General features: G+C 66.7%; 26 protein-coding genes and 1 pseudogene. 10 read left to right on the forward strand and 17 right to left on the reverse strand.

Going from position 1 to position 26,244, the window contains the following annotated elements:
- Positions 1-39: 39 nt before the first annotated feature.
- The 7 genes from yhjD to UK23_RS20535 form a co-directional block, all read right to left on the reverse strand.
- Positions 40-1,026, reverse strand: a complete 987-nt coding sequence (gene yhjD, locus UK23_RS20505; RefSeq protein WP_045313195.1) for an inner membrane protein YhjD — start codon at positions 1,024-1,026, stop codon at positions 40-42.
- 24 nt (positions 1,027-1,050) lie between these two features.
- Positions 1,051-2,076 carry a tryptophan--tRNA ligase gene (gene trpS / locus UK23_RS20510; protein ID WP_045313196.1) on the reverse strand — a complete coding sequence of 342 codons (1,026 nt, stop codon included), beginning with the start codon at positions 2,074-2,076 and terminating at the stop codon, positions 1,051-1,053.
- Between the two features lie 27 nt (positions 2,077-2,103).
- Positions 2,104-2,295, reverse strand: coding sequence for a hypothetical protein (locus UK23_RS20515; protein ID WP_045313197.1), 192 nt, complete (start codon positions 2,293-2,295; stop codon positions 2,104-2,106).
- 123 nt (positions 2,296-2,418) lie between these two features.
- Complete coding sequence (locus tag UK23_RS20520; RefSeq protein WP_082114825.1) at positions 2,419-4,941, reverse strand: bifunctional FO biosynthesis protein CofGH; 2,523 nt, start codon at positions 4,939-4,941, stop codon at positions 2,419-2,421.
- Between the two features lie 62 nt (positions 4,942-5,003).
- Positions 5,004-6,662, reverse strand: a complete 1,659-nt coding sequence (locus UK23_RS20525; RefSeq protein WP_045313199.1) for a TIGR03767 family metallophosphoesterase — start codon at positions 6,660-6,662, stop codon at positions 5,004-5,006.
- Between the two features lie 580 nt (positions 6,663-7,242).
- Entirely contained in the window at positions 7,243-8,043 is an 801-nt protein-coding gene (locus UK23_RS20530; RefSeq protein ID WP_045313200.1) for an exodeoxyribonuclease III, read from the reverse strand.
- A gap of 11 nt (positions 8,044-8,054) precedes the next feature.
- Positions 8,055-8,261, reverse strand: coding sequence for a hypothetical protein (locus tag UK23_RS20535; RefSeq protein WP_156213256.1), 207 nt, complete (start codon positions 8,259-8,261; stop codon positions 8,055-8,057).
- A 180-nt stretch (positions 8,262-8,441) separates the two neighbouring features.
- On the opposite strand from UK23_RS20535, the gene UK23_RS20540 reads away from it, so the two are divergent.
- Positions 8,442-8,756, forward strand: coding sequence for a hypothetical protein (locus UK23_RS20540; protein WP_045313202.1), 315 nt, complete (start codon positions 8,442-8,444; stop codon positions 8,754-8,756).
- Between the two features lie 22 nt (positions 8,757-8,778).
- On the opposite strand, the gene UK23_RS20545 is transcribed toward UK23_RS20540, so the two are convergent.
- From UK23_RS20545 to UK23_RS20560, 4 genes are all read right to left on the reverse strand, one after another.
- A complete protein-coding gene (locus tag UK23_RS20545; protein WP_082114826.1) occupies positions 8,779-11,409 on the reverse strand; it encodes a helix-turn-helix transcriptional regulator in 2,631 nt (876 codons plus the stop codon).
- Between the two features lie 153 nt (positions 11,410-11,562).
- A complete protein-coding gene (locus UK23_RS20550; protein WP_156213257.1) occupies positions 11,563-11,844 on the reverse strand; it encodes an SH3 domain-containing protein in 282 nt (93 codons plus the stop codon).
- A gap of 235 nt (positions 11,845-12,079) precedes the next feature.
- On the reverse strand, positions 12,080-13,303 hold the full coding sequence (locus UK23_RS20555; RefSeq protein WP_045313205.1) for an NADP-dependent isocitrate dehydrogenase: 1,224 nt from the start codon (positions 13,301-13,303) through the stop codon (positions 12,080-12,082).
- 89 nt (positions 13,304-13,392) lie between these two features.
- Positions 13,393-14,235 (reverse strand): SDR family NAD(P)-dependent oxidoreductase, encoded by an 843-nt coding sequence (locus UK23_RS20560; protein ID WP_045313206.1) that lies wholly within the window; start codon positions 14,233-14,235, stop codon positions 13,393-13,395.
- Between the two features lie 114 nt (positions 14,236-14,349).
- On the opposite strand from UK23_RS20560, the gene UK23_RS20565 reads away from it, so the two are divergent.
- From UK23_RS20565 to UK23_RS20580, 4 genes are all read left to right on the forward strand, one after another.
- The gene (locus tag UK23_RS20565; RefSeq protein ID WP_045313207.1) at positions 14,350-15,156 is read left to right on the forward strand and encodes a metal-dependent hydrolase; all 807 of its coding nucleotides are present in this window, start codon (positions 14,350-14,352) and stop codon (positions 15,154-15,156) included.
- A 92-nt stretch (positions 15,157-15,248) separates the two neighbouring features.
- A complete protein-coding gene (locus UK23_RS20570) occupies positions 15,249-16,757 on the forward strand; it encodes a PHP domain-containing protein (RefSeq protein WP_045313208.1) in 1,509 nt (502 codons plus the stop codon).
- Positions 16,754-17,236, forward strand: coding sequence for a hypothetical protein (locus UK23_RS20575; protein WP_231114592.1), 483 nt, complete (start codon positions 16,754-16,756; stop codon positions 17,234-17,236). Before UK23_RS20570 ends, UK23_RS20575 begins: the two co-directional genes overlap by 4 nt.
- Before the next feature lie 9 nt (positions 17,237-17,245).
- Positions 17,246-18,190 carry a ribose-phosphate diphosphokinase gene (locus UK23_RS20580; RefSeq protein ID WP_045313209.1) on the forward strand — a complete coding sequence of 315 codons (945 nt, stop codon included), beginning with the start codon at positions 17,246-17,248 and terminating at the stop codon, positions 18,188-18,190.
- Here UK23_RS20580 and UK23_RS20585 read toward each other — a convergent pair.
- The gene (locus UK23_RS20585; RefSeq protein ID WP_196777800.1) at positions 18,187-18,807 is read right to left on the reverse strand and encodes a TetR/AcrR family transcriptional regulator; all 621 of its coding nucleotides are present in this window, start codon (positions 18,805-18,807) and stop codon (positions 18,187-18,189) included. The two genes, UK23_RS20580 and UK23_RS20585, sit on opposite strands and share 4 nt — an antisense overlap.
- A 103-nt stretch (positions 18,808-18,910) precedes the next feature.
- Here UK23_RS20585 and UK23_RS20590 point away from each other — a divergent pair, with 103 nt between their 5' ends.
- Genes UK23_RS20590 through UK23_RS20600 form a run of 3 tightly spaced genes read left to right on the forward strand, consistent with a single transcriptional unit; the run spans position 18,911 to position 20,903 of the window.
- Positions 18,911-19,954, forward strand: coding sequence for a medium chain dehydrogenase/reductase family protein (locus UK23_RS20590; protein ID WP_045313211.1), 1,044 nt, complete (start codon positions 18,911-18,913; stop codon positions 19,952-19,954).
- A complete protein-coding gene (locus tag UK23_RS51750) occupies positions 19,951-20,382 on the forward strand; it encodes a TetR/AcrR family transcriptional regulator (protein WP_052684853.1) in 432 nt (143 codons plus the stop codon). The genes UK23_RS20590 and UK23_RS51750 overlap by 4 nt, the downstream gene beginning before the upstream one ends.
- Positions 20,379-20,903 carry a hypothetical protein gene (locus UK23_RS20600; protein ID WP_045313212.1) on the forward strand — a complete coding sequence of 175 codons (525 nt, stop codon included), beginning with the start codon at positions 20,379-20,381 and terminating at the stop codon, positions 20,901-20,903. Before UK23_RS51750 ends, UK23_RS20600 begins: the two co-directional genes overlap by 4 nt.
- A 6-nt stretch (positions 20,904-20,909) precedes the next feature.
- Here the strand turns inward: UK23_RS20600 and UK23_RS20605 are convergent, their stop codons facing one another.
- Positions 20,910-21,245, reverse strand: a complete 336-nt coding sequence (locus UK23_RS20605; RefSeq protein WP_045313213.1) for a nitroreductase/quinone reductase family protein — start codon at positions 21,243-21,245, stop codon at positions 20,910-20,912.
- A 61-nt stretch (positions 21,246-21,306) separates the two neighbouring features.
- Between UK23_RS20605 and UK23_RS20610 the strand changes: the two genes are divergently transcribed.
- Both UK23_RS20610 and UK23_RS20615 read left to right on the forward strand, forming a co-directional pair.
- Positions 21,307-21,921, forward strand: a complete 615-nt coding sequence (locus tag UK23_RS20610; RefSeq protein ID WP_045313214.1) for a TetR/AcrR family transcriptional regulator — start codon at positions 21,307-21,309, stop codon at positions 21,919-21,921.
- 109 nt (positions 21,922-22,030) lie between these two features.
- Positions 22,031-24,088, forward strand: coding sequence for an AAA family ATPase (locus tag UK23_RS20615; protein WP_156213258.1), 2,058 nt, complete (start codon positions 22,031-22,033; stop codon positions 24,086-24,088).
- A 39-nt stretch (positions 24,089-24,127) separates the two neighbouring features.
- Here UK23_RS20615 and UK23_RS20620 read toward each other — a convergent pair whose 3' ends face one another.
- The 4 genes and pseudogenes from UK23_RS20620 to UK23_RS20635 all read right to left on the reverse strand — a co-directional run bounded on the left by UK23_RS20620 (position 24,128) and on the right by UK23_RS20635 (position 26,239).
- On the reverse strand, positions 24,128-24,388 hold the full coding sequence (locus UK23_RS20620; protein ID WP_045313216.1) for a hypothetical protein: 261 nt from the start codon (positions 24,386-24,388) through the stop codon (positions 24,128-24,130).
- A complete protein-coding gene (locus tag UK23_RS20625) occupies positions 24,375-24,797 on the reverse strand; it encodes an MmcQ/YjbR family DNA-binding protein (protein ID WP_156213259.1) in 423 nt (140 codons plus the stop codon). Before UK23_RS20625 ends, UK23_RS20620 begins: the two co-directional genes overlap by 14 nt.
- 8 nt (positions 24,798-24,805) lie before the next feature.
- Entirely contained in the window at positions 24,806-26,026 is a 1,221-nt protein-coding gene (locus tag UK23_RS20630) for a glycoside hydrolase family 18 protein (RefSeq protein ID WP_045313218.1), read from the reverse strand.
- Positions 26,027-26,164: 138 nt separating this feature from the next.
- Positions 26,165-26,239: pseudogene (locus UK23_RS20635) on the reverse strand.
- Between the last annotated feature and the right edge of the window lie 5 nt (positions 26,240-26,244).

The raw sequence follows: 26,244 nt of genomic DNA on the forward strand, positions 1-26,244 counted from the left end.
GGAGCGGCGATGAGATGAGCCGGCTCGTATCTCGGCGCCCTACCGCTTCCTCCACCGAAGCCCGAGCAATGCCCCGACCAAAGCCCCAGCCCCCAGCATCAACGAAGGCGAAGGCCCACTCCGCACCGAAACCACAGGGGAAATCACCGCGGGAGGCGGCGCCGGCACCACCTCGGGCTCCCGGTTCTCCCGAGCGGTGGCCGTCCAAGCCGTGATGAACAACAGGAACTGCGCCACCAGGTTCGCGAACACCAGAACACCGATGACCGACCCGAAAGCCGCCGACGTGGGCGACCGGGTCACGAACGACAAGAAGATCGTCGCCGCCTGCTTCAAGACCTCGAACCCGATGGCAGCGGCAAAAGCCCCGCGCAAGGCACTCCGCCACCCCACCGCCTTCCGGGGCAGCCGGGCCAGCACCCAGAGGAACACCATCCAGTTGGCCAGCAGCGAGAGGACGATCGACGCGATCCGCACCAGAACGTGCGCCCACCCGGCCTTCTCGAACCCGAGCCAGTCCAGCACGTCCTCGGCGAACCCCGACCCGGCCGCCGTGATGCCGAACGACAGCGCGATCGCGAGCCCGAGTCCGAGCAACGCGACCAGGTCGCGCCACAACGAGCCGAAGAACGGCAGGTTCTCCTTGTCGTGCCCCCATTGCGCCGTCAGGGCGTCGCGGAGGTTGCTCATCCACCCCAGGCCGGAGTAGGCGGCACCGAGCAGGCCGATGATGCCGACCGTGCCCTTGGAGTCCAGCGCGGTGTTCACGGCCTCGTTGATCTGGCCGCGCAGTTCCTTGTCCGGTACCGCCTCGGCGATGCTGTCGCGCAGCGACGCGAGCAGGTCCGGCTGCGACTGCAGCACGAAGCCGGCCACCGCGAAGCCGATCATCAGGATCGGCACCAGCGAGAGCACGCTGAAGTACGTGACCGCAGCCGCGTAGTGGGTGCCGTAGCGCTCCGTGTAGCGCTCGTAGGCCAGCATGATGTGGTCGAGCCACGCGTACTTCCGCCGCCACTTGTCCACGGTGCAGACGCTAGTGCAAGTGCACTACTCGGGCAGAATAAACCCGATCTTGTCGTACGTACGGCGCAACGTGCCGGCCGCGACCTCGCGGGCCCGCTCGGCACCACGAGCCAGGATCTTGTCCAGCGACGCCACGTCGTCGAGGTACATGCGGACGCGTTCCTGCACGGGCGTGACCCACTCGGTGAAGACCTCGCCGAGGTCCTTCTTCAGGTCGCCGTAGCCCTTGCCGTCGTAGTCGGCCACCAGCGACTCGACCGTGCGACCCGTCAGGGCCGAGTAGATCGTCAGCAGGTTCGAGACGCCGGGCTTGTTCTCGACGTCGAAGATGATCTCGCGGCCCGTGTCGGTGACGGCGGAGCGGATCTTCTTGGCCGAGCGCTTCGGGTCTTCCAGCAGCTCGACGACGCCGCCGGGGACCGACTTGCTCATCTTCGCCGTCGGGTCCTGCAGGTCGAAGATCTTGGCCGTGTCCTTGACGATGTACGCCTCCGGCAGCCGGAAGGTCTTGCCGTAGCGCGAGTTGAAGCGGGTCGCGAGGTCGCGGGTCAGCTCCAGGTGCTGGCGCTGGTCCTCGCCGACCGGGACGTAGTGCGCCTGGTACAGCAGGATGTCCGCGGCCTGCAGGATCGGGTAGGTGAACAGGCCCACGCCGACCGCTGCCTCTGAGCGCGAGGACTTGTCCTTGAACTGCGTCATCCGCGACGCCTCGCCGAAGCCGGTGAGGCACTGCATGACCCAGCCGAGCTGGGCGTGCTCCGGAACGTGCGACTGCACGAACAGGGTCGCCCGATCCGGGTCGATGCCCAGCGCGAGGAGCTGGGCGGCCGAGACGCGCGTGTTCTGACGCAGTTCCTTCGGGTTCTGCTCCACGGTGATCGCGTGCAGGTCGACGACGCAGTAGAACGCGTCGTGGGCCTCCTGCAGCGCGACCCACTGCCGCACCGCACCCAGGTAGTTGCCGAGGTGGAACGACCCGGCCGTCGGCTGGATGCCGGACAGGACGCGGGGGCGCTTGGCAGCCTCTACAGGCGCGTTCTCCGTGGACACGGACGAAATCTTCTCAGACCAGGTGAATCAGTTCTGCGCAGCGTCCTGCTGCACCAGGTCGATGCGCTGGTTCGCCGCCACGACCGGAGCGGGCTTGCGCCGCTTCACCAGGCCGTACACCAGACCGCCAATGCCCGCCGTGACCGCTACCAGACCGACAGGACCAGCCGCGGTGTTGGTCATGCTGCTCTCGACCGCCGCACTCAGTACCAGACTCATGCCGTGCACTTGCCGAGCCTCCCCAAGGCACAGATCCACCCCGGAACGGGTGAACCTTGCTGACTGATTGGCCGCCAAGCTACCGATCACCGGTAGCGTCGATGCGCCGAATCAGACTATCGGTCACCGGTGATCGGTTCGCACTCGCCCATATGTCGTAGTCCGCTGACGGGCGTTACGCCCTGCTAGTGAAGCCAGGGTCTCAAGCTCACTCACAGTGCGCGCCGACCCGTGCTCGGACCCTGCCATGCGACTGATGGTCTCCTCCATCAACGTGCCGCCGATGTCGTTCGCGCCGCCGTTGAGGATCTCCGCGGTGCCCTCGTCGCCGAGCTTGACCCACGAGCACTGGATGTTGTCGACGCGCCCGTGCAACGCCAGCCGCGCGAACGCGTGCACGGCGCGGTTGTCGCGGCGGGTGGGGCCGGGGCGGGCGACTCCTGCCAGGTAGATGGGGGCGTTGCGGTGCACGAACGGCAGCGCGACGAACTCCGTCAAGCCACCGGTCTGATCTTGCAGCTTGGCCAGCACGCGGAGGTGCGTGAGCCAGTGGCCGGGGTGGTCCACATGGCCGTACATCATCGTCGACGACGAGCGAATGCCCAGCTCATGAGCCGTGCCGACGACCTCGAGCCAGGTCGCGGTCGGCAGCTTGCCCTTGGTCAGCACCCAGCGGACGTCGTCGTCGAGGATCTCGGCCGCGGTACCGGGAATCGTGTCGAGCCCGGCTTCCTTCAGTTCGCCCAGCCACTCGCGGACGCTCACACCGGCCTTCGCGGCGGCCGAAACGATCTCCATCGGGCTGAACGCGTGCACGTGCATCCCGGGGATGCGCTTCTTGATCGCGCGCACGACGTCGGCGTAGTAGGTGACCGGCAGCTTGGGGTCGATCCCACCCTGCATGCAGACCTCGGTGGCGCCCGTGTCCCACGCCTCCTGCGCGCGGTCCGCGACCTCCTCCGCGGAGAGCCTGAACGCATCGGCGTCGCGTTCACGTTGCGCGAAGGCACAAAAACGGCAGCCGACGTAGCAGACGTTCGAGAAGTTGATGTTGCGGTTGACCACGTACGTGACGTCGTCGCCCACCACCTCTCGACGCAGGTCGTCGGCCAGCTTCACCATCTCTTCCAACGCCTTGCCGTCGGCGGTGAGGAGCGCCATCGCGGCGTCGGTGTCGTCGAGCAACGCGGCCGGGTCGTTCGCGGCGATCTTCAGCCCACGTTGGACGTCTTCGGAAAGCCGTTGGGGTGCAACGGGAATCTTCAGCTCGTCCCAGTCGCCGTAAACCTCGTCGAAGTCGCTGCGGCGGTCGCTCGTGCGGCCCTCCGTGTCGATCGCGGTGTGCAGGTCCGCGCGACCGTAGGTGTCGAGCCCGCCGTCCGGTTCCTGCCACTCGCGTCCGACGACCTCAGCTGATGGGTTCGCCAGGCCGTTTTCCAGTGCCAGCGCGGAAACGTGCGCGGTGAGCCGGGTGTCGATCCACTGCCCCGCCGCCGCGCGGACGTAGCGCGGGTAGACGTTCAGCCTCTCCTGCAACGAAAAACCGGCCTCGCGCGTGATGCCGACGAGCTTGTCGACCTGCGGCCACGGCTTCTCGGGGTTCACGTGATCGGGCGTGATCGGCGAGACGCCGCCCCAGTCGTCCACGCCCGCGCGCAGCATCAGGCCGAACTCCTCGCCGACCAGGTTCGGCGGCGCCTGCACGCTCACGGTCGACGGCATGACCAGGCGCGCAACGGCGATCGTCGCCGCGAGCTCGGTCAGGTCGGCATCGGGCATGCCGCGCATCGCCGTGTCCGGCTTGGCGCGGAAGTTCTGGATGATCACTTCCTGGATGTGCCCGTACTGCTTGGCGACCTGGCGCATCGCGAGCAACGACTCGGCGCGCTCGGTCAGGTTCTCGCCGATCCCGATCAGGATTCCGGTGGTGAACGGCACGTTCACGCGCCCGGCGTCGGTCAGCACCCGCAGGCGAACCGCGGGGTCCTTGTCCGGGCTGCCGTAGTGCGGGCCGCCCTTCTCGCTCCACAACCGCTCGGCCGTGGTCTCCAGCATCATGCCCATGCTGGACGCGACGGGCCGCAGCCGCTGCAGCTCCTCCCAGCTCAGCACGCCGGGGTTGAGGTGCGGCAGCAGACCCGTTTCCTCGAGCACCGCGATGGCGCTGGCCCGCACGTAGTCCAAAGTGGACTCGTAGCCGCGAGCCTCCAGCCACTCCTTCGCCTGGGGCCAGCGGTCCTCCGGCCGGTCACCGAGCGTGAACAGAGCTTCCTTGCAGCCTTGTTCGGCGCCTGCTTTCGCGATCGCCAGCACCTCGTCGCGTTCGAGGAACGCGGCGGGCAGCTTGTGCGGCACGGTCGCGAACGTGCAGTAGTGACACCTGTCGCGGCACAGCCGGGTCAGCGGGATGAACACCGACCGGCTGTACGTGACGACTCCGGGACGCCCCTCGGCGAGCAGATGCGCGTCACGCACGTTGCCGGCCGCGGCTAACAGCGCGTCCAGGTCCTCGCCGCGCGCGTGCAGCAGCACGGCCGCCTCAGTCGCGTCGAGCAAGGCACCGTCAGCCGCCCGGCGCAGCGCACGCCGCATGGCCGCCGCGCTCGGACGGGGCTGCGGTGGGGTTAGCGAGATGTCCACTGCCACGTCAACGACCTTAGGCCGCCGAAATTCCTGATCACCTCGATCAGGGTGTGGGAAGGATCTCCTCAGCGCACGCTGACCAGCAGTTCCGTGTTCCGGTCGAGCGGCGTGCCCAGCGGGTTCGTCCGCGCGTGGATGTCGTTGTAGGTGAACTCCCGGCACAGGCTCGCCAGTGCCGTGTCGGTGCGGTCGTCGTAGTCCACCTGATACGGCGCGTCGGCCTCCAACAGCGTCGTGAACAGCGACAACGTGCCGTCCCCGTTGTCCGCGACCTCGATGACGCGGGCGTGCTGCGGGTAGTCGACGTGCGCGGCGGTGTTGATCTCCCAGAAGCTCCTGGACGCGGTGTCGTGCCGGTGTGGCGTGATCACGTTGCGGTGCGTGTGCCCGTTGACCCACGCCAGCACGTTCGGGAACCGGTGCAGCAGGTTGACGAGCGCGTCGCCGTTCATGCGCGGGTCGAGCGGCCTGCGGCGGTCCGGCAGCACGTTGCCCATCGTCGCGGACGTGTGGTGGCTGAACAGTACGAACAGCTCGTCGGTGACGTTCTGCCTCGTGGCGCGGCCGAGCCAGTCGTAGTAGAGCGAGCTGTTGCGCTTGAGGATCTTCTCGATCCAGTTGAGCTGGTGCAGCCCGATCGAGCCTTCGGAGAAGCCGGCGAGGTTCGTGGTGTCCATGCTGATGCCGGTCACGCCAGGCGCCATCCGGAACGTGTAGAAGACATCCGTGCCGTCCGCGTTGGCGTCCGTGTAGCCGTGGCCGCCCGTTGGCAAGTGCTTGCGCACGAACTCGCCGGTGTCGAACAGGCGTCGCCGTGCGTCTGGCGTGACGGTGCGGATTACGCCGCTGTTGGTGAGGATGGCGAGTGCTTCGGGGATCGCTTTGGCGTCCGTGAAGGCCTGCGCGACCTTGGCGTTCTGCACGGGGTCGCCGAAGCCGACGATCTTCTTGCGGCCGGTGTACCAGTTGTCGAGCAGCCCGTCCGGCAGCGCGCCGACCACGCTGTCGTCGTGGTTGCCGATCGTGGAGAACCACGGGATGTCCAGCCCAGGACTGGTGAAGGTGCGTACTGCCGCGTCGAGCAGTCCGCTGAGCTGCGGGAAGCCTGCTTTCTTGTAGTCGTCCCGGCCGGTCAGGTCCGGCTGCCAGAACGTGCTGATGCCCGCGTTCTGCACGCCCTCGTACCGCGCGTCGCCGGTGTTGGGCGTGATGCGGCCGCCGTTGAGGATCGTGAGGAACCAGTCGAGCTCGATGTTCTCGTGGTTATCCGTGTTGTCGCCGGTCGTCATGAGGAAGTCGAACGGCCTGCCGGTGAGTGGCCCTCTCTTGACGGCGTTCACGCGCTTCACGAGCGACGTCGAACCCTGCGTGGTGAGGGCTTCCTGCGGCCGGTGCGCGCTCGATCCCATGATCGGGTGGAGGTACTCGAAGCGGAGCGGGCTCTGGGCGTCGCAGATGTGCATGTCCGAGAACTGCACGAAGCTGGTCAACGCCTGCCTGCGCGCTTCCCTGTTGGCTTTGGCCTGGATCAGGTCGTTGCGCACGACCGTGGGCCAGCCCGGACCTGCTGCCAGCCTGCGGTAACCGCTGGTGCCGATCGGCGCGGCCGTGACGTCGAGCGTGGTGCCCGCGGTGAACGCAAACGCTTGGCTGTCAAGGAGGGGCACGCCTGCCATGCCCACGCCCACGGCTGTCAGGAAGGTGCGCCGGTTGAACCCCGTCATGAGCCGCCCCCGAATCTCATCGATGGTGAATCATGTTCAGATTCGGGGAGCCGGCAGGCGAAATCGAGCCGTCAGGTGGGGGACAAGAGCGATAAAGGCTGGTCGGGCTGGGTCAGTCGGCGTACTGGAACGACGAATCGGCGATGAGGCTGAGACGTCGCCGGCCATGAGGACGACGATCAAGCCACGGCCGACGACGAGAAGACGTTCGTGTTCCCCGCCGTCAGGCGATCAGGCAGCACCCGCGAGACGCCCAGCTGGCCTTTCCAGGTCCGAGAAGGCAGAACCGCGACAAGTACCGGCCGGGCGCAAGGATGATCGAACCCAAGCCCGAGCAGCCAGCCCGTCCGTCGCCACCTGGTAGTCGATCCGCCACCCGATCGCCGCTTCACACGGCTGTCATGGCGTCTGCAAGTACCACCAACAACTGATCAACAGGCCTGTAACTACTACCAACTCGCCCCGAACCGCGTGCAGCGCGGCGCCGTCCAACTAGGCGCCAGCGAACGAGTTGGTAGTAGCAAGGTGCTCGATGATCTTGGGTTGGTGGTACTTGCAGACGCCAGAACCAGAAGGCGAGTTAGTGGGGCCAGTCGAAGGTGACGGTGACCGGGGCGTGGTCCGACCAGCGTTCCGCGTAGGTGGTGGCTCGTTCGACCACGGCGGACGTCGCTGAAGCAGCCAGGCGGTCGGTTGTGACAACGTAGTCGATGCGCCAGCCCGAGTCGTTGTCGAAGGCCTTACCGCGGTACGACCACCACGAGTACGGGCCGACCGCTTCCGGGTGCAGCGAGCGCATCACGTCGGTGTAGCCCGAGGAGAACACCGAGGACATCCACTCGCGCTCGTAGGGCAGGAAGCCGGACGACTTCTGGTTCGTCTTCCAGGCCTTCAGGTCCTCCGCACGGTGCGCGATGTTCCAGTCACCACACACGAGCACCTCACGGCCCGAGACGGCCGCCTTTTCCCGCAACGACACCAGGTACGGCAGGAAGGCCGCCATGAAACGGTCCTTCTCGTCCTGCTTCTCGGTGCCGACGTCGCCGGAGGGCAGGTACAGGGAGGCCACGACGACGCCCGGGAGTTCGATCTCCACGTAGCGGCCCGACGACTCGAACTCCGCGGTACCGAAACCGATGCGCACAGACGAAGGCTCAACGCGCGACATGATGCCCACGCCCGCGCGGCCCTTCACCGACGACGGGGCGTAGACGCCGTGCCAGCCGGAGGGCGAGTGGACGTCCGCGGGCAGTTCGTCAGGTTCCGCGCGGACTTCCTGCAGACACACCACATCCGCGGAAGAAGCGGCAAGCCAGGAGAGGTAGCCCTTCTTGGCGGCAGCGCGCAGACCGTTGACGTTGATCGTGGAGACCGTGAGCACGACCGAACAGCCTACTGGGACGCCAATCCCCACGCCTTCGGGTACTCCGCGCCGCAGCCGGCACACCTGGCCGTCAGGTCGAGATAGCCGACGATCGTGGCCATCTCGTCGCGGGGCAGCGCAAGTTGGCGCTGGCCGTCGATCTCGGTGTAGAGGCCCTGCCACTCGGGTTCGCAGGAGCACGGGACGAGGTCCTTGCCCCGGCCCCACCGAAACATGTTCCGAAACATGGCCACAAGTTTGCCATACGCCACCGAAGTCGTTGACCAATGCAAACCGGCACTTCGGCGCGAACGAACAGTTCAAACACACCACTTGAGCGTGCGGATCGACATGAGCCAGATTTCCGGTGGGCCCAGGAAATCTCCCCAAAGCAGCGAAAGCGTCAAGGAGAAGAAATGAACGCGATCAAGGGTGTTCTCGTCGGTCTCGCCGCCACCGCCGTGCTCTTCGGTGGCGCTGCCCAGGCCATCGCCGCGCCGGCCACGAGCCAGTCGGCCGAGGCGTCGAGCAACGTGACCGGCGAGGTCGTCGCGGTCGTCAAGGGCAAGTCCATCAAGGTGCGCGTCGACGCCTCCACGACGGTGGACGTGGACTACGACCTCAAGAAGACCGTCATCTCCGGCGAGCTGAAGGTCGGCGGCTCGGTCGACGTGAACGGCAAGAAGGTCGGCGGCAGGATCGTCGCGTCGGGCATCATCGTCATCAAGTAGCAGGAAACGGAAAAGGCCGGCCTCACGCGCCGGCCTTTTCCAATGCCGCGGCCAGATCACGCCGGCCGGTAATTCCCAGTTTTCGATAGGCACGCGTCAGATGAAGTTCGACGGCGCGGGGCGTGACGAACAGCTCCGCCGCGATTTGCCGGTTGGTCAGGCCGAGCACGGCGCGGCGCACGATGTGGTCCTCCTGCGCGGTCAGCACCGTGCCCGACGGCGTGCGGGCCGGACGTCCTCCCGCCGCACGCAACTCCCGTGCCGCCATGCCCATCAACGGGATCGCGCCGCACCTCTTCGCCACGTCGTGCCCCTGCCGCAACGCCGCCAGCGCTTCCGGGCCGCGGCCGCACGCACGCAGGGCCACGCCCCAGTCGACCAACGCCCGCGCGAGCTCCAGACGTGCCGAAGAGGTCCGCAACGTCGACACGGCCTCCTCCAGCAGCGGCACACTCCCTGACACGGCACCGGAAACGCGCAGAGCGACACCGATCGGCACGGCGAGTCCCCAGTCGCGCGCCAGTTCCAGTTCCTGCGCCGCCAACCTCAAAGCCTGATCCCGCTCCCCCAATGCCAAGTGTGCCAACGCCGCGTGCGAACGCCACGGTTGCAAGGCCGGGTTGCGCGCGCCACGGCGTTCCATCCGCCAACCGCAGTCGAGATGGTCACGCAATGACGACACTGGATTGCCGAGAGCCATGTGCAGACGGCCGCGCTGATGCAGAAGCGCGTGGTAGTGCGCGTATTCCGGCAGATCGCCGTCCAGCTCCCGTTCGCGCACCAGGCGAAGCGCCGACGCCGTGGCGCCCGTGTCGACCCATGCGCCGACCAGTCCGGCAACAGCGATCACCACGTTGCCGTCCTGGTTGGCCCCCAACGCATCCAGCTTCTCCAGCGCGGTCATGCCGTGCTGTTCCGCAGCGGGCAACGCCCCGAGCCGCCGCGCCACATGACATCGCAGGCCCTGCACCAAAGCCGCGCACACGGCGAGATCCCGCTCGGCCGTCACCCGCAACGCCTCGTCGCACTGCCGGTCGGCCAGCTCGTACTCGTCGATGCCGATCAACGCCACGATCAGGTGCGCGAACGAGAACTGGTCGATCAGGTCGCGCCCGATGTGCAGCGGCAACGACGCCTGCACCCGCCGCCGCGTCTCCCCAGGAGAAACACCGATCGTCGCGCCCCGGTAAGCCAGCAACGTGTTCAGGAACCGCTCGTTGCGCGCCGAGGTCATCCGCGAACCGCTCAGCCGGGCGATCCGCGTCTCGACCTCACCGGAGAAGTACGACTCCTCCAGCCCCAAGGACAACGCGTACAAATCCAGCCGCTGAGCCAGATCCGCGTCAACTCCGGACACCCGCGCGACCACCGACTCGACCTTCGCGACCGCGTCCCGGTACATCCGCCGCCCGGCGAGGTCGTAGGCGAGCAGCAACGCCATCCGTCCCTCCGCGAGCACGTCCATCGACGCCGAAGCCGCCTTGTTCAGCGAGGCGAGAGCAGCGCCCGGATCGACCAGCGCCTGCGCCTCGCTCAGCTCGACCAGCACCTCGCCGCGCAGGTCGTCCGGCAGCGGTTCGCGCAAGAGCCTGCGCAGACAGGCAATCGCTCTGTCCGAACTGGACCGTCGCGCCGCGTTCCGCAGAACGTCCCGCACCCAGTCCTCACCGATCGGCGCGGCCTCCAGCAGATGCGCCGCCACGTCGTCGACCGGCGCCTGGTCGTCGTGCCGGAACCGCGCCGCCCGAGCGTGGATCGCCGCCTTGTCCAACGCGGTCGTGCTCTGCGCCAACGTCGTCAGCACCATCGGCACACCCGCGAAACCCAAGCCGCTCAACGCGCGCGAGGCGTCCACGGCCTCCTCAGGACCGAGACCGGCCGCCGCACCCGCCAATGCCAGATCAGCATCACCGAGCACCGCGAACGACCGGGCCAGCGCCACCACCTGCGGACCCGCGGAAGCAAGCCGCGCGACCAGCTCACCCGAGCGTTCCCCGAGATCGCGAGGGCGCAGCCCCAGGAGATACGGGTTGCCGCAAGTCGCCACCCGCCAGTCGGCGACGACCTCGTCCGTGACACCGCTCGAAAAGATCGTTCGCAGGAACCGGCCACAAGCCGCCTGATCAAGACCGGTCAGCCGAACGCGGACGGCATCTCCGACCACCTCGCGCAGCAACGGCGTCGCGTCCTGAGCGAGCCCCCGCGTCACCACCACCGCGACGGGCAGCTCGCCCAACCGCCTTCGCAGGTACGACAGGAAGTTCAACGACTGCACGTCGGCCTGCTCGAGATCGTCCACCGCCAGCAGCACCGGCGAACCGGCGGACACGTCCCGCACCAGCCGGTGCAGCCGGTGCAGCGCGGCCTGATCAGCATCCCCGAAGAGGATCTCTTCGGCTTCGCTCTCGAAGAGCTGCGCGACCACCCCGAACCGGAACCGCGACTCCGACACAGAGCACTGCGCGCGGAACACCTCGAAACCCAGCGAACGAGCCATTCGCACGGTCTCGGCCAGCACCGTGGTCTTGCCCATGCCCACGCGACCCTCAACGCACACCACCGAAGGCGCGCCCGAGGCGGCTTCCTCCAGCACACGTCGCAGAGCCGTCAGCTCACGCTTGCGGTCAGACGCCACAGAACTCGCGACCGCCACCTGGATACGCCCCTTCGCCGCAACGCAGTTCGAACACGTGGCGGCGCGTTCTGGGCCGTCCTGCCTAGTCCGCCCGGAACCATCCTAGGAACGGCCACGCGAGGTGGAAAGGGCTTTCCAGACCGGGAAACACCTGGAATTTCGGAGCGTCCCTCACGTGCAGGTCGAGTCGCTGGTCAGTGCCACGAACTGCGTGCTCACCCAACGCCGGTCGCTCAGCATCCGGTAGCCGCTCTCGACGCGCGGCTGGGCGTCGGCCACCGCGTCGCGCTGCATCGTCGACACGATCGGCTGCATGTCACCCGGCCCGGACCGGACGTTGAGGATGTCCGCGGTCACCGTGATCTTGCAGATCCCCGACCCCTTGTCGCTGCCGATCGGCTTGCCGCCGTTGACCAGGAACATCACCCCGGCGACGCCGAGCACACCAATCACGATCAGACCCCTGACCGGAATACCCAACATCGCCGCCTCCGAGCTACCACAACTGCCTGGACCAGCAGATATAGCGGCTCAGCGTCCACAGCGGCGGCCTCGGCACAGCAACCACCCGCAAGAGAAACCAACCGGGTGACGCCCAACGCTCGCAGTGACCACCAAACGCCACGCGGGGCGCTTTCGTTCGGCACGACCGAACGAAGGCGCCCCGCGTGGGGTCAAGCAACGAGCGTCAGAACGACGCCATCTTCTTCTTGAGGTTCTCGTCGAGTGCACCGAGGAAGTCCTCGGTGGTCAGCCACGCCTGGTCCTTGCTGATCAGCAGGGCCAGGTCCTTGGTCATCTGACCGGCCTCGACCGTCTCGATCACGACCTCCTCGAGCGCCTCGGCGAAGCGGATCACCTCGGGGGTGTTGTCCAGCTTGCCGCGGTGCATGAGGCCACGGGTCCACGCGTAGATCGACGCGATGGGGTTCGTGGAGGTCGGCTTGCCGGCCTGGTGCTGGCGGAAGTGACGCGTCACGGTGCCGTGCGCGGCCTCGGCCTCGACCGTCTTGCCGTCCGGCGTCATCAGGACCGAGGTCATCAGGCCGAGCGAGCCGAAGCCCTGCGCGACCGTGTCGGACTGGACGTCACCGTCGTAGTTCTTGCACGCCCAGACGTAGCCGCCCTCCCACTTCATGGCAGCGGCGACCATGTCGTCGATCAGGCGGTGCTCGTAGGTGAGGCCCTTGGCGTCGAACTCCGCCTTGAACTCCTCGTTGAACACGCGCTCGAAGATGTCCTTGAAGGCGCCGTCGTAGGCCTTCAGGATCGTGTTCTTCGTGGACATGTAGACGGGGTAGCCCCGCTGCAGGCCGTAGGAGAACGAGGCGCGGGCGAAGTCCTCGATGGACTTGTTGTAGTTGTACATGCCCATCGCCACACCGCCCTCCGCCGGGAACTCGGTGACGACGTGCTCGATCGGCTCCGAGCCGTCTTCCGGCTGGAACGTGATCGTGAGCTTGCCGGCGCCGGGCACCTTGAAGTTGGTGGCCTTGTACTGGTCACCGTGCGCGTGACGGCCGATGATGATCGGCTTGGTCCAGCCGGGGACGAGGCGCGGGACGTTCGAGATGATGATCGGCTCGCGGAAGACGACACCGCCGAGGATGTTGCGGATCGTGCCGTTCGGCGAGACCCACATCTTCTTCAGGCCGAACTCCTCGACGCGGGCCTCGTCGGGGGTGATGGTCGCGCACTTGACGCCGACGCCGTGCTTCTTGATGGCGTTGGCGGCGTCGATCGTGACCTGGTCGTCCGTGGCGTCCCGGTGCTCGATGCCCAGGTCGTAGTACTCAAGGGTGACGTCCAGGTACGGGTGGATCAGCTTGTCCTTGATGAACTGCCAGATGATCCGGGTCATCTCGTCGCCGTCGAGCTCGACGACGGTGCCCTGAACCTTGATCTTGCCCATAACTCCGGGCGCTCCTCTCGCGACGATGCAAGCAAGACAAGCGTACTGGTAAACCGCCGAGGTGTGCCTGCGACCCTGGTTACACCGATTCAGGCGTCTTCAAGATCGAAGTCCGTCGAGCGGCTCACGTGCTCCCACTTGTCGATTTCAGCGTTTCGTGCCTGGTCCGCCATGCGCACCATGTCCACCGCGTCGCCACCCAGCAACAGGCTCAGCGGAGGTTCGTCCATGGCTACCACGTCGAGCATGACCCGCGCCGCCCTGGCCGGATCACCAGGCATGTTGCCGTGCGCGCCACGCATCATGTCGAGGAGTGCCCCGACAGACGGAACGTAGTCCTCTCCCGGCTCGGTCACCACCAGAGAGGGGCCGGTCCAGTCCGTCTGGAACCCACCGCACTCGACGATCGTCGCCCTGACCCCGAACGGCGCGCACTCGGCGGCCAGCGACTCGGTGAAGCCGCGCAGCGCGAACTTCGCCATCACGTACGGCGCGAGCCCACCGCCGAGCGCCGTGTGGCCCGCGGTCGAGCCGATCTGCAGGAAGTGGCCGGAGCGTTGGGCGCGCAGGACCGGCAGCGCGGCCTTGGTGACGTTGACGACGCCCATGAGGTTGATCTCCAGCTGGTCCCGGAAGTCGGCCTCGGAGCACTCCTCGATCGATGTGACGCGACCGGCGCCCGCGTTGTTCACGACGACGTCGAGCCGGCCGAACTCGTCGACCGCGGTCGCGACGGCGTGTCTCGCCTGGGACGCGTCACGCACGTCCAGTGCAACAGATCTGACCCTGTCGCCGTGTTGAGAGACGAGGTCGTCGAGATCGTGCGGGTTGCGTGCGGTCGCGACGAGCTGGTGCCCGGCGGCGAGCACGGCTTCCGCGGTCTTGCGTCCGATACCGCGGGAACTGCCTGTGATGAGCCAAACCTGCGCCATGTCCGTGCTCCATTCGTCAGGGATCAGTTGTCCGGACATATGGAGTTTCGGCACAGGCGCCTGATACCTACGGCTACTGTTCCAACTATCGGGTGATCATCAGAAGGGGCGTAAGTGTCAACTGGGCCAACACATGCGATGAGCGGGCTGCTCGCCTGGAGCGCCGTCACCGCACTCGCTTCGAGTCACCCGATCGGCCACCTTTCGCCGCAGAGCTGGGCTGTTGGAGCCGTTCTCGCTACCGGAGCGGCACTTCTGCCCGACCTCGACCACCCCGGATCGACCATCTCGCGCACGTTCGGAGCATTGAGCGGCGGGCTGTCGGCAGGCATCAACGTGGTGAGCAGCTTCGTTTATCGGACGACACGGCTGAAGAAGGATTCCAAGCGAGACGGCGGACATCGCGGTCTCACACACACGCTCGTCTTCGCGTTGCTCGCCGCCGTCTTCACCACCGCCGTCGTGCAGAACAGCCAGAAGTGGGCGCTGCCGGTGCTGATGTTCGTGTTCGCCGGCCTCGCGGTGCGCGGGATCCTGAACGACTGGAACCCCAAGCAGGACGCGCTGATGATCACCGTGGTGTCCGCGGGGATCACCTGGGCGATGATCGCGTGGACGTCGCAGACGAACGCATCCGCGGCGGCGTGCGGAATCGCGGTCGGCGTCGGGTGCTTCGCGCACTACGTCGGCGACGCGATCACCGAGCAGGGCTGCCCGATGCTGTGGCCGATCCCGATCATGGGCAAGACGTGGTTCCCGGTGGCGCCGCCGAAGATCATGCGGATGAAGACCGGCGGAGTCGTCGAGCTGGCGATCGTCGGTCCGGTCGTCACGATCCTGTCGGTGTGGCTGGGACTCGCCGCGTTGCAGGCCACGGGCGCGTTGCCGTTCCTGGACTGGGTGGACCTGCTCCCGATCTAGGTGTTCTTCCGCCAGCCATTCAACGGCTACCTGCGTCTCACCCGATCGGTCTAGCCTCCACGAACCCCGACCAGTCGCGTGGAGGATCAGCCGTGTCCGAAGTAGCCCGCAGACGTTTCTTGCAGGGCGCGAGTGTGCTGGGTGTGGCGGGGGTGCTGGGCACGGGGCAAGCCTCCGCGTCTTCCCGCTATCACTGGCTTTCCGGCGACCACCACACGCACACGCAGTACTCGTACGACGGCATGTACACGATCGAGCAGCAGATCCGCGGTGCGTTGCGGCACGGCACGGACTGGCTCGTGATCACCGACCACGGCCACGCGTCGCACGAGGCGCACTCGGTCGAGGCGACGGCCGCGGACATCAAGCGGGCGCAGCGGAAGTTCCCGCAACTGCTGCTGTGGCACGGCATGGAGTGGAACGTGCCCGGCGCCGAGCACGCGACCCTCTTCCTCGAGGACTGCCGGGACGAGGCCGGTGTGCTGCGCGACTTCGAGCGGCAGTTCGACTGGCGGCTGAACGGGCAGGAAGCGTCCAGCCCCGCCAACGAGAAGAAGGCGCTGGACGCCGTTCGCTGGCTCCAGACCAAGATCCGCAACGGCACGATGAAGTCCGCTCTGGTGTTCGTGAACCACCCGATGCGCAACGGCCGCGTGGCTCCCCACGAGCTGCGGAACATGCGCGACCTGGCTCCGGACATCGTTGTCGGCATGGAGGGCGCGCCCGGTGCGCAGGGCGACGGCGACCCGTTGCGCGGCCCCGGCGGCCACCGCGGTGGTTACGCGAACAGCCCGGGCTCGAACTCGTACGCGCCGTATCCGGCCGAGGCCTACAAGACGTACGGCGGCTTCGACTGGATGACGGCGCAGCTCGGCGGTGTCTGGGACTCGCTGCTCGCCGAGGGTCTCGGCTGGTGGATCACGTCGAACTCCGACTCGCACTTCAACTCGCGCGACACGGTCGTCCGCGTGCCGGAGCCGGGCGACCAGTTCGACCTCACCGGCAAGCACCTCGACCCGCTCGACGCCGGCCCGCCCCAGGTCCTGCCGCCGTACGTCGACTTCTACCCGTGCGAATTTTCGCGGACCGTCGTGGGCGCCTCGCGGCGGACGCGCGGCGCCGTGATGGAGGGTCTGCGGGCCGGTCGGGCATGGGTTTCGCACGGCGGGCTGGTCGATGATCTGCAATTCGGTGTTTACGCATCCGGCGGATCCGCGACGCTCGGCGAGCGGCTGCGTGTGAGGCGTGGATCCGACGTGACCGTGCTGGTCAAGGCACGTTTGGCGACCCGGCCGAACAGCGCCGGGTTCATCCCCCGGTTGCGCCGTTTGGACCTCATCAAGGGTGCGGTAACCGGTCTAGCGTCACTTGAAACGTTGTCCACGCCACATGTGAAGGTCGAGCGATCTTACGAGCCGCGCTGGCACTATGCGGTCTTCACGCACACGTTCCGCAACGTCCGGGAGCCTTTTTACCTCCGGTTGCGCGGAACCGACGGCAACCGCGGCGCGTTCGAACCGCAGGCGGACACTCCGGGAGCCGCGAACCCGTGGGAGGACCTGTGGTGCTACACCAACCCGATCTTCGTGGAGGTCAGGTGACCAGCACCTTCATCGGCGTCGACGCCGGCTACGAAAACCGCTGGGAAGCGGAGAAGATCGCACTCGAGCTGCACGACACGTTGCTGACCACGGCGCGAACCGTCGTGGTGCACGAGGTCGAGCAGCACCACGCGATGTCCTTCCTGGTGCCTGTCCCCCCGTCGGACGCAGTGGTGAACTCGCTGGTCCAGCAGGGTTTCGGCGTGGCGGTACGCGGTGCGTCATCAGGGCGTTTGGTAGGACCGGAGGCGCTGCGAGTCGGCGCCTCCGTTGCTGCCGAGGCCCACCAATACCGCCGCGAGGGGCGCGCTCTGCGGTACCAGGGCCAACGGTCGTTGCGCGGCCGTCACGGCGTGTCGGACATCCTCGCGTTCACGGCCATAGAGGCCGTTTTACCGCGTGGCACGCACACGGTCGACACGCGCGGGAACCTCACCCCGTTCTTCCAGGACGGCAAGCTGGTCCTGCTGGTCGAGTAGGTTTCGGGTGTGCGTGACATCGCTGTCTTCACCGGTTCCGCCCACCCTCAACTCGCCGCCGAGATCTGTGGTCATCTCGGAGTCGACCTCTCACCCAGCCGCCTGACCCGGTTCGCCAACGACTGCCTCGAGGTGCAGCTGCAGGCGAACTGCCGGGAACGGGACGTGTTCCTGATCCAGCCACTGGTGCCGCCGGTGCAGGAACACCTCGTCGAACTGCTGCTGATGCTGGACGCTGCCCGTGGCGCCTCGGCCGCGCGCACGACCGTGGTGCTACCGCACTACGCGTATGCGCGCTCGGACAAGAAGGACGCGCCGCGGATCTCGATCGGCGGGCGGCTGGTCGCCGACCTGATGGTGGCTGCGGGGGCGTCGCGGGTGCTGGCGATGACGTTGCACTCGCCGCAGGTGCACGGGTTCTTCTCGGTGCCTGTGGATCATCTGCACGCTTTGCGGGAGCTGGCGGCGCACTTCTCCCAGTACGACCTGTCGAACACCGTGGTGGTGTCGCCGGACCTGGGGAACGCCAAGGAGGCCGCGCACTTCGCTCGGATTCTCGGGCTGCCCGTTGCGGCTGGCGCGAAGCAGCGGTTCGCGGACGACAAGGTGCAGATCCAGACGGTGATCGGCGAGGTCGCCGGGCGCGATGTGATCGTGCTGGACGACGAGATCGCCAAGGGCTCGACCGTGATCGAGTTGCTGGACAAGCTGCGCGAGCGCGGGGCTGGGCCGATTCGGGTCGCTTGTACGCACGGGCTGTTTTCCTCTGGCGCCTTGGAGCGGCTCCAAGCGTTCGACGACGTGTTGGAGATCGTCGCGACGAACACCGTGCCGATCCCGGACGAGAAGGTCGTGCCGAAGTTGAAGGTGCTGTCGATCGCGCCGGCGATGGCCGAGGCGATGCGGCGGATCAACGTCGGTGAGTCGGTGTCGACGCTGTTCGAGGCGCCCTAACGCTTCAGGTGCGCCAGCGCGGTGATCAGCCGGTCCGCCACGTCGGACGGGCCTGGCATCTTGCGCACCACGGCTCGTTGGTGCGCAAGGCCGTGCAACCCCAGCCACAACGCCACCGCGTCGCCGTAGAGGTCGTCGCTGCCGTGCGCGATTCCGGCTTCCACACAGGCCTTGAGCACGTCGGCGAGCAGGGTGAGGGCCTCGGCGCCCAGTGAGTCCAGGTCGGCGTCGGTGATCGAGGAGTCGACCGACGGCGTCCACAGGCCGCCGAACATGATCCGGTAGCGCTGCGGATGTTCCTGGGCGAGGTCCAGGTAGGCGTTGCAGACGGAGAAGAGCCGTTCCCGCGCGTCCGAGCCCTTGTCGGCCTCGCGCAGGGCTGCGGCCAGGCGGTCCATCTCCTGCTGGACGACCGCCAGCATGATCGACGGCTGGTCCGCGAAGTGCGCGTAGATCGACGGCGCGGCGATTCCGGCCTTGCGCGCGACCGAACGCAGCGTGACCGCGCGTTCGTCGCCGCCCTCGTCCAGCAGTGCCACGGCCGCGGCGATGATCTCTTCCCGCAGTTTGCCGCCTTCGCCCCGGCGGTTGCGCTTGCGCGGTTCGGTGCTCGTCACACGCGTAACCATACACCTGAAAGTTTATTGGTGTTAGGTCTTGCGTTCCTAGACTTACGATCGTTAGCTTACGTCTGTCAGCACAGCGAAGAGGAGCCAGCAGATGAACGCCACCATCGCCACCACCACCGAGATCGTCCTGCCGGGCATCGTCGAGCCCGACGGCCTTCAGGTGCAGGTCAGGGAGCTGCCCGCGCCGGCTGAGGGCCAGGTCGTCCTGCGAATGGACGCGACCGGCGTCTCGTTCGCCGAGCAGCAGATGCGCCTCGGCAAGTACTTCGACCAGCCGCCGTTCCCGTTCGTGCCCGGCTACGACGTGGTGGGCACGGTCGTCGCCACCGGCCCTGGGGTCGACGCGGGTCTGAAGCTGCACCGGTTCGCCGCGGTCACCAAGGTCGGCGGGTGGGCCAGCCACCTGATCGTCGAGGCCGCCGACCTGGTGCCGGTGCCGGACGGCGTGGACGCGGCCGCGGCGGAAACCGTTGTGGTCAACGGAGTCACGGCGTGGCAGATGATGTACCGGACCGCGAAGGTCAAGCGCGGCGACACGATCGTCGTGCTGGGCGCGAACGGTGGCGTGGGCTCGACGTTGGTGCAGCTTGCCCGCCACGCCGGCATCAGGGTGATCGGCACGGCCTCAGCCCGCCACCACGACGCGGTGCGCGAACTGGGCGCGATTCCCGTCGACTACCGAGACCCGAACATGTACGACCGGATCCGCGAGATCGCGCCCGACGGGGTGGACGCGGTGTTCGACCACGTTGGTGGCGCGGCTCTGCAGGAGTCGTGGAAGCTGCTGCGGAAGGGCGGCTGCCTGGTCAACTACGGCTCGGCCGCGACGAAGGACGAGCCCGGCAACGCGATGCTGCCGGTGCTCAAGCTCTTCGGCCAGCTGATGCTGTGGAACCTGCTGCCCAACAGCAAGCGCGCGGGCTTCTACAACTTCTGGGCCGGCAAGCGCTTCCGTCCCGCCGCGTTCCGCGCGCGTCTTCGTGACGACCTCTCCGCCGTGCTGCGGCTGGTCGGCCAGGGTGTGCTCACGCCGCAGATCGCCGCGCGGATTCCGTTGTCCGAAGCCGCTTCCGCGCTGGCGCTGGCCGAGTCGCGCACCGTTCTGGGCAAGGTCGTCATCGTCCCGGAGCCGTGAGGCAGCTCATCGTCGCGGCGGCGACCGCCCTGGTCGACCGGGACGACGCCGTGACGCTGCGAGCCGTGTCCCGCGAGGCGGATCTCCCCACCTCGTCGATCTACCAGCACTTCCCCGATGCACCGGCGATCCTGCTGGCCGTGTGCCACAAGGCTTTCGCCGAACTCTCCGCCGTTGTTCTCGGTGCTCCCGACGTCCGCACGGCAGGCCTCGCCTACCTGGACTTCGCGGTGCGACACCCTCGCCGCTACCGCGTGATGTTCGGTGCGGCCGACCTCGCCGAACCGGCGGTCCGGTTGTTCGAAGGCAACACCGCGCTCTGGCTGGGCCTGCACGGCCTCGCCCACCAGCGGGCCTCCAGCCGCCGCACAGCTCAGCTCTCCGCAGTCACCACACGCCTGCTCACGTCTCTGGAGGTCTCGCCATGATCGCCGCCTACCTCGGCTTCGCGTTCGCCTACGTCTTCGGCCACGGTTCCGCGCTGCTGTCCAGGTCCGGAGCCCTGGTCATGCCGCCGTGGCTCCCGATCGGGCTTCTCGGCGGCGGCCTCCTCGCCGGCACGATCCTGGCCACGAGGGTGTCGTTGCACGTCCAACGCACAGCGTCACCGGCAGAGCGCCGTGCCGAGAAGCTCGTCGGCACGGCCTGGGTGACCGGGTTCGTGGCGCTGGGGCTGGCGATCACGGGGCTGAGCACCGTGTTCGACGAACCCGAGCTGCAGGCCGTCCTCTGGCCGGCCGGGTCGACGATCGTGGTCGGCCTGATCTACATCGCCGAAGGAGCGGTGCGCCGCAACGCGTTGCACTACAACCTGGGTACGTGGCTGGCGTTGGTCGCCGCGGCTTCCCTGTTCGTGCCCGCCCCCGGCTTGTTCGGCGTGCTGGCGGTGCTGGGCGGCGGTGCCTACCTGGTGGCGGCGATGCTGGAACGTCGCCGCCTTGCCACGTAAGGGTTTCTACAGCTGCACTCGCACCGTGACCTTGCCCTTGTCGTCACGGTGCGATGTCGCGTGTCCGGTCTGCTCGGCGCCGTCGAGCTCAAGCGTCAGCGGACCGCCCTCGCCGTTGAAGTTGCGCCACCACGTCTTGTCGTCCGGCATCATCACCTCGATGCTGACGACATCGCCTTTCCGTTGGTAGCCAACGGGTGTGGAGAAGGTCTTGCCGGAGCGCCGTCCGGTGTAGGACACGACGGTGATCCCCTTGCGCACGAGCTTGCCGACCAGCGGCGCGTTGCGCAGCCCGACGATCGCCTTGTTCATGGTGCGAGCGAATGGCCCCTGGAAGTTCATGCCCTCCAACGTAGCCTGACAAGTGGAGACCCCCGTCCGCTTGGCTCGAAAGTGAGATGAAGTGAGCGCCTCACAGTCTCAGTTGCGCGCCGACGCGGCGGAAAACCGTGCGCGCGTGCTGGCCGTCTCACGGGAACTGTTCGCCGAACGCGGCCTGGAGGTGCCGATGGCCGCGATCGCCCGTCGTGCGGGTGTCGGCGTGGCGACGTTGTACCGGCGCTTCCCCACCAAGGAGTCGCTGGTGATGGAGGCGTTCACCGAGCAGTTCGCGGTGTGCCAGGCCGTGATCGACGAGGCGCTGGCGGATCCGGACCCGTGGCGCGGCTTCCGCACGGTGATCGAGAAGGTCTGCCTGCTGCAGGCGACCGACCGCGGGTTCACGGCCGCGTTCGTCGCGACGTTCCCCGAGATGCACTCCGAGGTGCGGGAACGGACGTGGCACTGCTTCGGCGAGCTGGTGGACCGGGCCAAGGCCAGTGGGCAGCTGCGGGCCGACTTCTCGCCGCACGACCTGACGCTGGTGCTCATGGCCAACAACGGTCTCGCGGGCGTGCCGGTGGAGGTGGCGGTGGCCGCGTCGCAGCGCCTTGTCGCCTACCTGCTGGAGTCGTTCCGAACCGGCACGGACGCACTTCCGCCGCCCGTGCCGCTCAGTTTGGACCTCGTGCTCAGTTGACCCACATTGCTCCGCATGGGTGAACAACCACCAGAGGTGTAATCCTTGCCATCGTCGCCTCGATTGCATAACCGCATGACTGCGGCAGCGCGGCAACAATGTGCCAGCCATGCCAAATGACCGCGCTCAAACAATGTCCTCGCCAAGTTTCGACCGGGCGTCACGAAAGGACAAGAAGGCGATGACTCCACTAGCGAAGCTCATCAACGTCCACGAAGACGTCCGCAGTCAGGTTAGCCAGGACACGATCGCATCCGACTTGGCGCGGTCACTCGAAGGCCTCTTCGAAATAACGAACTACAAACGCTTTCGCGCACTAAAAGGCGAGTACGCCAGCATGTACGCGAAACCGACGAAGACCATTCGGAACTCACTTTCAGTCGAACGCGAAGTACTCGTCCTGATCGCCAACTACAACGCACTGCAGGCAAAGACAATACAGGTCTGTCTCGACAGCATTCAACGCAAGCAGCCTCGACTCCAACCAGATCTGGCGATCGTGCTGCACGCCGATGCCGACGGGGACGAGAACCTGCGCATCTGGGGCAGAGAGTCCAACCTGGTCATCCTTCCAATCTTCCGTCCAATAGCCGGCGCGATGCCTCCCGCCGCGATCGTGCGACAGCGCCTTGCTCGGGAGTTGTTTTCCACCGACAGCTTCCAGATCACCGGACCGGTCAGCGATGACAACGAGTTCTTCGGACGCAGAGAAAAAGCGAACGACCTAGTCCGCCAACTCCAGCACGGACGCATCTCCGCACTGTTCGGCCTGCGCAAAGTGGGAAAGACGTCGATGCTGAATCGAGTGATCGAACTGGCTCGCAGTTCCGGATCTCCACGTGTCGCAATGGTCGACTGTTCCATTCACGGGTTCAACGCGATGAACGCGAGCGACGCACTTCGAGCACTCGCCCGACTGCTCAGACTGGCAAGCCAGCAGGGCTACGCTCACATAAGCCAGACACTCGGCCGCTCCGACCACGACCTTATGACGACGTTCGAAGGACTCTGGCAGGACCCGAACCGCGCGCCGTTGCTCGTCGTGCTGGACGAGGTCGACTACATCACCCCCGACTCACCCACCAGCCCTCATTGGGCCACGGAGTTCAACAACTTCTGGCGCGAGTTCAGGGCCTTGGTTCAGGAATGTCATCGGCATGACTTCTCCCTGAGCGTACTGGTGAGTGGTGTCAGCAGCAAAAGCTTTCGCGTTGCCGAGATCGCGGGGGTGGAGAACTCCGTCCTTCATTTCGTCCCCGAAGACTACCTGAGCCCGTTCGAACTGGGGGCCGCCGATGCCATGATCAAAGCCTTGGCCAGGAGGTGCGGGCTCAACTTCAGCAATGATGCGCGGAACTACTTAGCAGCCTACGCGGCATACCTTCCCTATTGGATACGTATGGCAGGTTCGTACGTCCACCGGCACGTGGAACTGGAGGAGCGACCTGTCGATATCGACCTCGAGGTGACCAAGTCGCTTTGCCGAGAATTTGGCGAGACGGAAGGCGCCGAGATTGCACGCATCGCCTTGCAGAACCTCAAGCGCGTGGACCAACCGATGTACGACCTCTTGGTTCGCTGCAAGGACCGGGGAACGGTCCCGCTTGCTGAGGCGCGCCCCCTTCTTCGTTACGGACTAGTACGTCAGATCGGACTGGATGTTGCAATCACGAGCGACATCGTTCGACTCGGTCTCGATCTGCTGCGAACCGCAAGAAACTCGACCGATTCTAATGCCTCACCGGCGAGCGGCACCGACCTGGATGAGAGCGAGTGGGCGGAAGAGCTGGCCGCAATCAGTCGACGGAGGAACATTCTCGAGCGCAAAACCAGGGAGTTCGTTCGCATCGTGCTCAAGATGACGCTGCCAGCAGGGCGCGACTGGGCAGAGACGGTCACATCGGCGTTGACCGCTCACAGACGCGAAGAATGCGCCAAACTCGCGCCAGACGCCCTCATGGGAAAGCTTTACTGGTTGGAACTGAGCTCCGTGATCAGCCGCGAGTGGAGCAGCTTTTCTCGTTTCTTCAACGACAAGAAGCGCGTGCAGCACGCGTTCGAAATCCTGAACGAGCGCCCGGACGCACACGCAAAGGACGTGGACCTCGCCGATGTCGCACTGCAACGACGTGAACTGACCTGGCTGGAGACTCGCATCGCTCAATGAGTCTGCGATCGTCGAGCCGCCAGCCCAGGTCCGAACGACTCAGCCCGGATGGGCTCCGACGGTGTCGCGGATCTGCGCGCCCAGGTCGTTGGACGCCGAGCGGGCGCAGTGGGCGCAGCAGAAGAAGCGACCCTCCACCTCCACGCCGTGCCCGATCACGCGGCAGTCGCAGTGCTCGCAGCGCGGGGCGAGGCGCTGGATCGCGCACTCGAAGCTGTCGAACGTGTGCACGCCGCCGCCGACGGTGCGCACCTCGAAGGCCATCCAGTACTCGTTGCCACAGACGTCACAGGTCGCCATGCGCGGAAGACTGCGGCAGGTCAGCCGGGTCGGCAACTCGATCGTCGAGTTGCGCGACCAGCGTCTTCGGGGCAATCACCCGATAGGCGTCCTCGACGAGGTCTGCGATCACGTCCCAGTCGACGGGCACGTCGAGCCACACGCCGAGCCAGCCGCGGTGGCCGACATAGGGCGGGCGGAAGTAACTGTCCGGGGCCTGGGCGACGAGGGTTGCCTGTGTGTCGGGACCCGCCGCGCACCAGAATGCGCGCCGGTCGTCGTGGTGGTGGTCGGCGAACATCACGAACGTCTTCTTGTCGCGGACGAACCACGTCGGCTCGCCGTGGCTCAGCCGTTCGGTGACCTCGGGAAGCGCCAAGCAGAGGCGGCGCAGGTGTTCGAGTGCGTCCACCCGAACATCCTGCGCCATTTCGGCTGTCAGCCGATACCGGAACGGATCGCGCTCACCAGCTCGCCGTTGGACGTGTCACCGGAGAGCTCCCAGAAGAACACGCCACCCATGTTCTGCCCGCTCGCCCACGAGATCTTGCTGCGGATCGTGGCCGGGGTGTCGTAGCTCCACCACTGGCTGCCGCACTTGGCGTAGGCGGTACCGGCGACCGTGCCGTTGGCCGGGCAGCGGCCCTTCAGGACCTTGTAGTCCTCGATGCCGGCCTCGTAGGTGCCAGGCGCCGCACCGGTTGCCGTGCCACCGGGCGCCGCCTGGGTGACGCCGGTCCAGCCGCGGCCGTAGAAACCGAGGCCCAGCAGCATCTTGCTGGCCGGGACGCCCTTGCTCTTGAGCTTCTGGATCGCCGCGTCGGTCCAGAAACCCTGCTGCGGGATGCCGCTGTAGGACGTGAGCGGCGAGTGCGGGGCCGTTGGGCCCTGTGCTGCCCAGGCGCCGAAGAAGTCGTACGTCATCGGGTTGTACCAGTTCACGTACTGCGCGGCGCCGGCGTAGTCCGCCTTGTCGATCTTGCCGCCGGTGGACGCGTCCGCGGTGATCGCGGCAGTCACGAGGTTGCCGCTGCCGAAGCGGGAACGCACGGCGGACATCAGGTTCTTGAACGCGTTGGGACCGCTGGTGTCACAGCTCAGACCGCACGCGTTGGGGTACTCCCAGTCGATGTCGATGCCGTCGAACACGTCCGCCCAGCGCGGGTCCTCGACGAGCTTGTAGCAGGAGTCCGCGAACGCGGCCGGGTTCGCCGCGGCCTGGGTGAAGCCGCTCGACCAGGTCCAGCCGCCGAAGGAGAAGAGCACCTTGAGGCCGGGGTTCAGCTTCTTGAGCTTGCGCAGCTGGTTGAAGTTGCCGCGCAACGCACCCGCGTCCCAGGTGTCGCTCGTACCGTCCACAGAGGACGCGGCGTCGTAGAACTTGTCGTAGTCGGCGTAGGTGTCGCCGAGAACGCAACGGCCGCCGGAGACGTTGCCGAACGCGTAGTTGATGTGCGTCAGCTTGCTCGCCGAGCCGGACGTGCGGATGTTCTTCACGTGGTAGTTGCGTGCGTAGACGCCCCACTGCACGAAGTAGCCGACGACTCGGCTGGTGATCGCCTGCGCGCCGACGTCTTGTGCTGCTTGGGATGCGGGTGCCGCGATGGTCGCTGCCGTTAAGAGAGCTGTCGCGGCCGCGATGATTCTGCGCCTGAACATGCGGTCTCCTCTGGGGGTGACGGCGCGGCGGCGCTTGCTCTCAAGCTAGGTGGACTAGACCACTGCCGTCAATGGGTGAACCGGGAACACGGCCGGTCCGTAGAGGAGAAACGGGAGAGCCAGGGAGGTGGACTCTCGCGGGACCGGCCGGATTCGAACCGGCGTGTTCCCTCTCATCTGGGAGGGCGCGACAACCACTGCGCTACAGGCCCCTTCGC

The organism is Lentzea aerocolonigenes (assembly GCF_000955955.1).
GTDB classification, from domain to species: domain Bacteria; phylum Actinomycetota; class Actinomycetes; order Mycobacteriales; family Pseudonocardiaceae; genus Lentzea; species Lentzea aerocolonigenes_A.

Bases quoted from the DNA above. Each gene is read 5' to 3' on its own strand.
- UK23_RS20515 (WP_045313197.1), bottom strand. From the start codon at position 2,295: ATGAGTCTGGTACTGAGTGCGGCGGTCGAGAGCAGCATGACCAACACC.
- UK23_RS20525 (WP_045313199.1), bottom strand. From the start codon at position 6,662: ATGACGGGGTTCAACCGGCGCACCTTCCTGACAGCCGTGGGCGTGGGC.
- UK23_RS20535 (WP_156213256.1), bottom strand. From the start codon at position 8,261: ATGTTTCGGTGGGGCCGGGGCAAGGACCTCGTCCCGTGCTCCTGCGAA.
- UK23_RS20540 (WP_045313202.1), top strand. From the start codon at position 8,442: ATGAACGCGATCAAGGGTGTTCTCGTCGGTCTCGCCGCCACCGCCGTG.
- UK23_RS20555 (WP_045313205.1), bottom strand. From the start codon at position 13,303: ATGGGCAAGATCAAGGTTCAGGGCACCGTCGTCGAGCTCGACGGCGAC.
- UK23_RS20560 (WP_045313206.1), bottom strand. From the start codon at position 14,235: ATGGCGCAGGTTTGGCTCATCACAGGCAGTTCCCGCGGTATCGGACGC.
- UK23_RS20590 (WP_045313211.1), top strand. From the start codon at position 18,911: ATGAACGCCACCATCGCCACCACCACCGAGATCGTCCTGCCGGGCATC.
- UK23_RS20600 (WP_045313212.1), top strand. From the start codon at position 20,379: ATGATCGCCGCCTACCTCGGCTTCGCGTTCGCCTACGTCTTCGGCCAC.
- UK23_RS20605 (WP_045313213.1), bottom strand. From the start codon at position 21,245: ATGAACTTCCAGGGGCCATTCGCTCGCACCATGAACAAGGCGATCGTC.
- UK23_RS20615 (WP_156213258.1), top strand. From the start codon at position 22,031: ATGCCAAATGACCGCGCTCAAACAATGTCCTCGCCAAGTTTCGACCGG.
- UK23_RS20620 (WP_045313216.1), bottom strand. From the start codon at position 24,388: ATGGCGACCTGTGACGTCTGTGGCAACGAGTACTGGATGGCCTTCGAG.
- UK23_RS20625 (WP_156213259.1), bottom strand. From the start codon at position 24,797: ATGGCGCAGGATGTTCGGGTGGACGCACTCGAACACCTGCGCCGCCTC.
- UK23_RS20630 (WP_045313218.1), bottom strand. From the start codon at position 26,026: ATGTTCAGGCGCAGAATCATCGCGGCCGCGACAGCTCTCTTAACGGCA.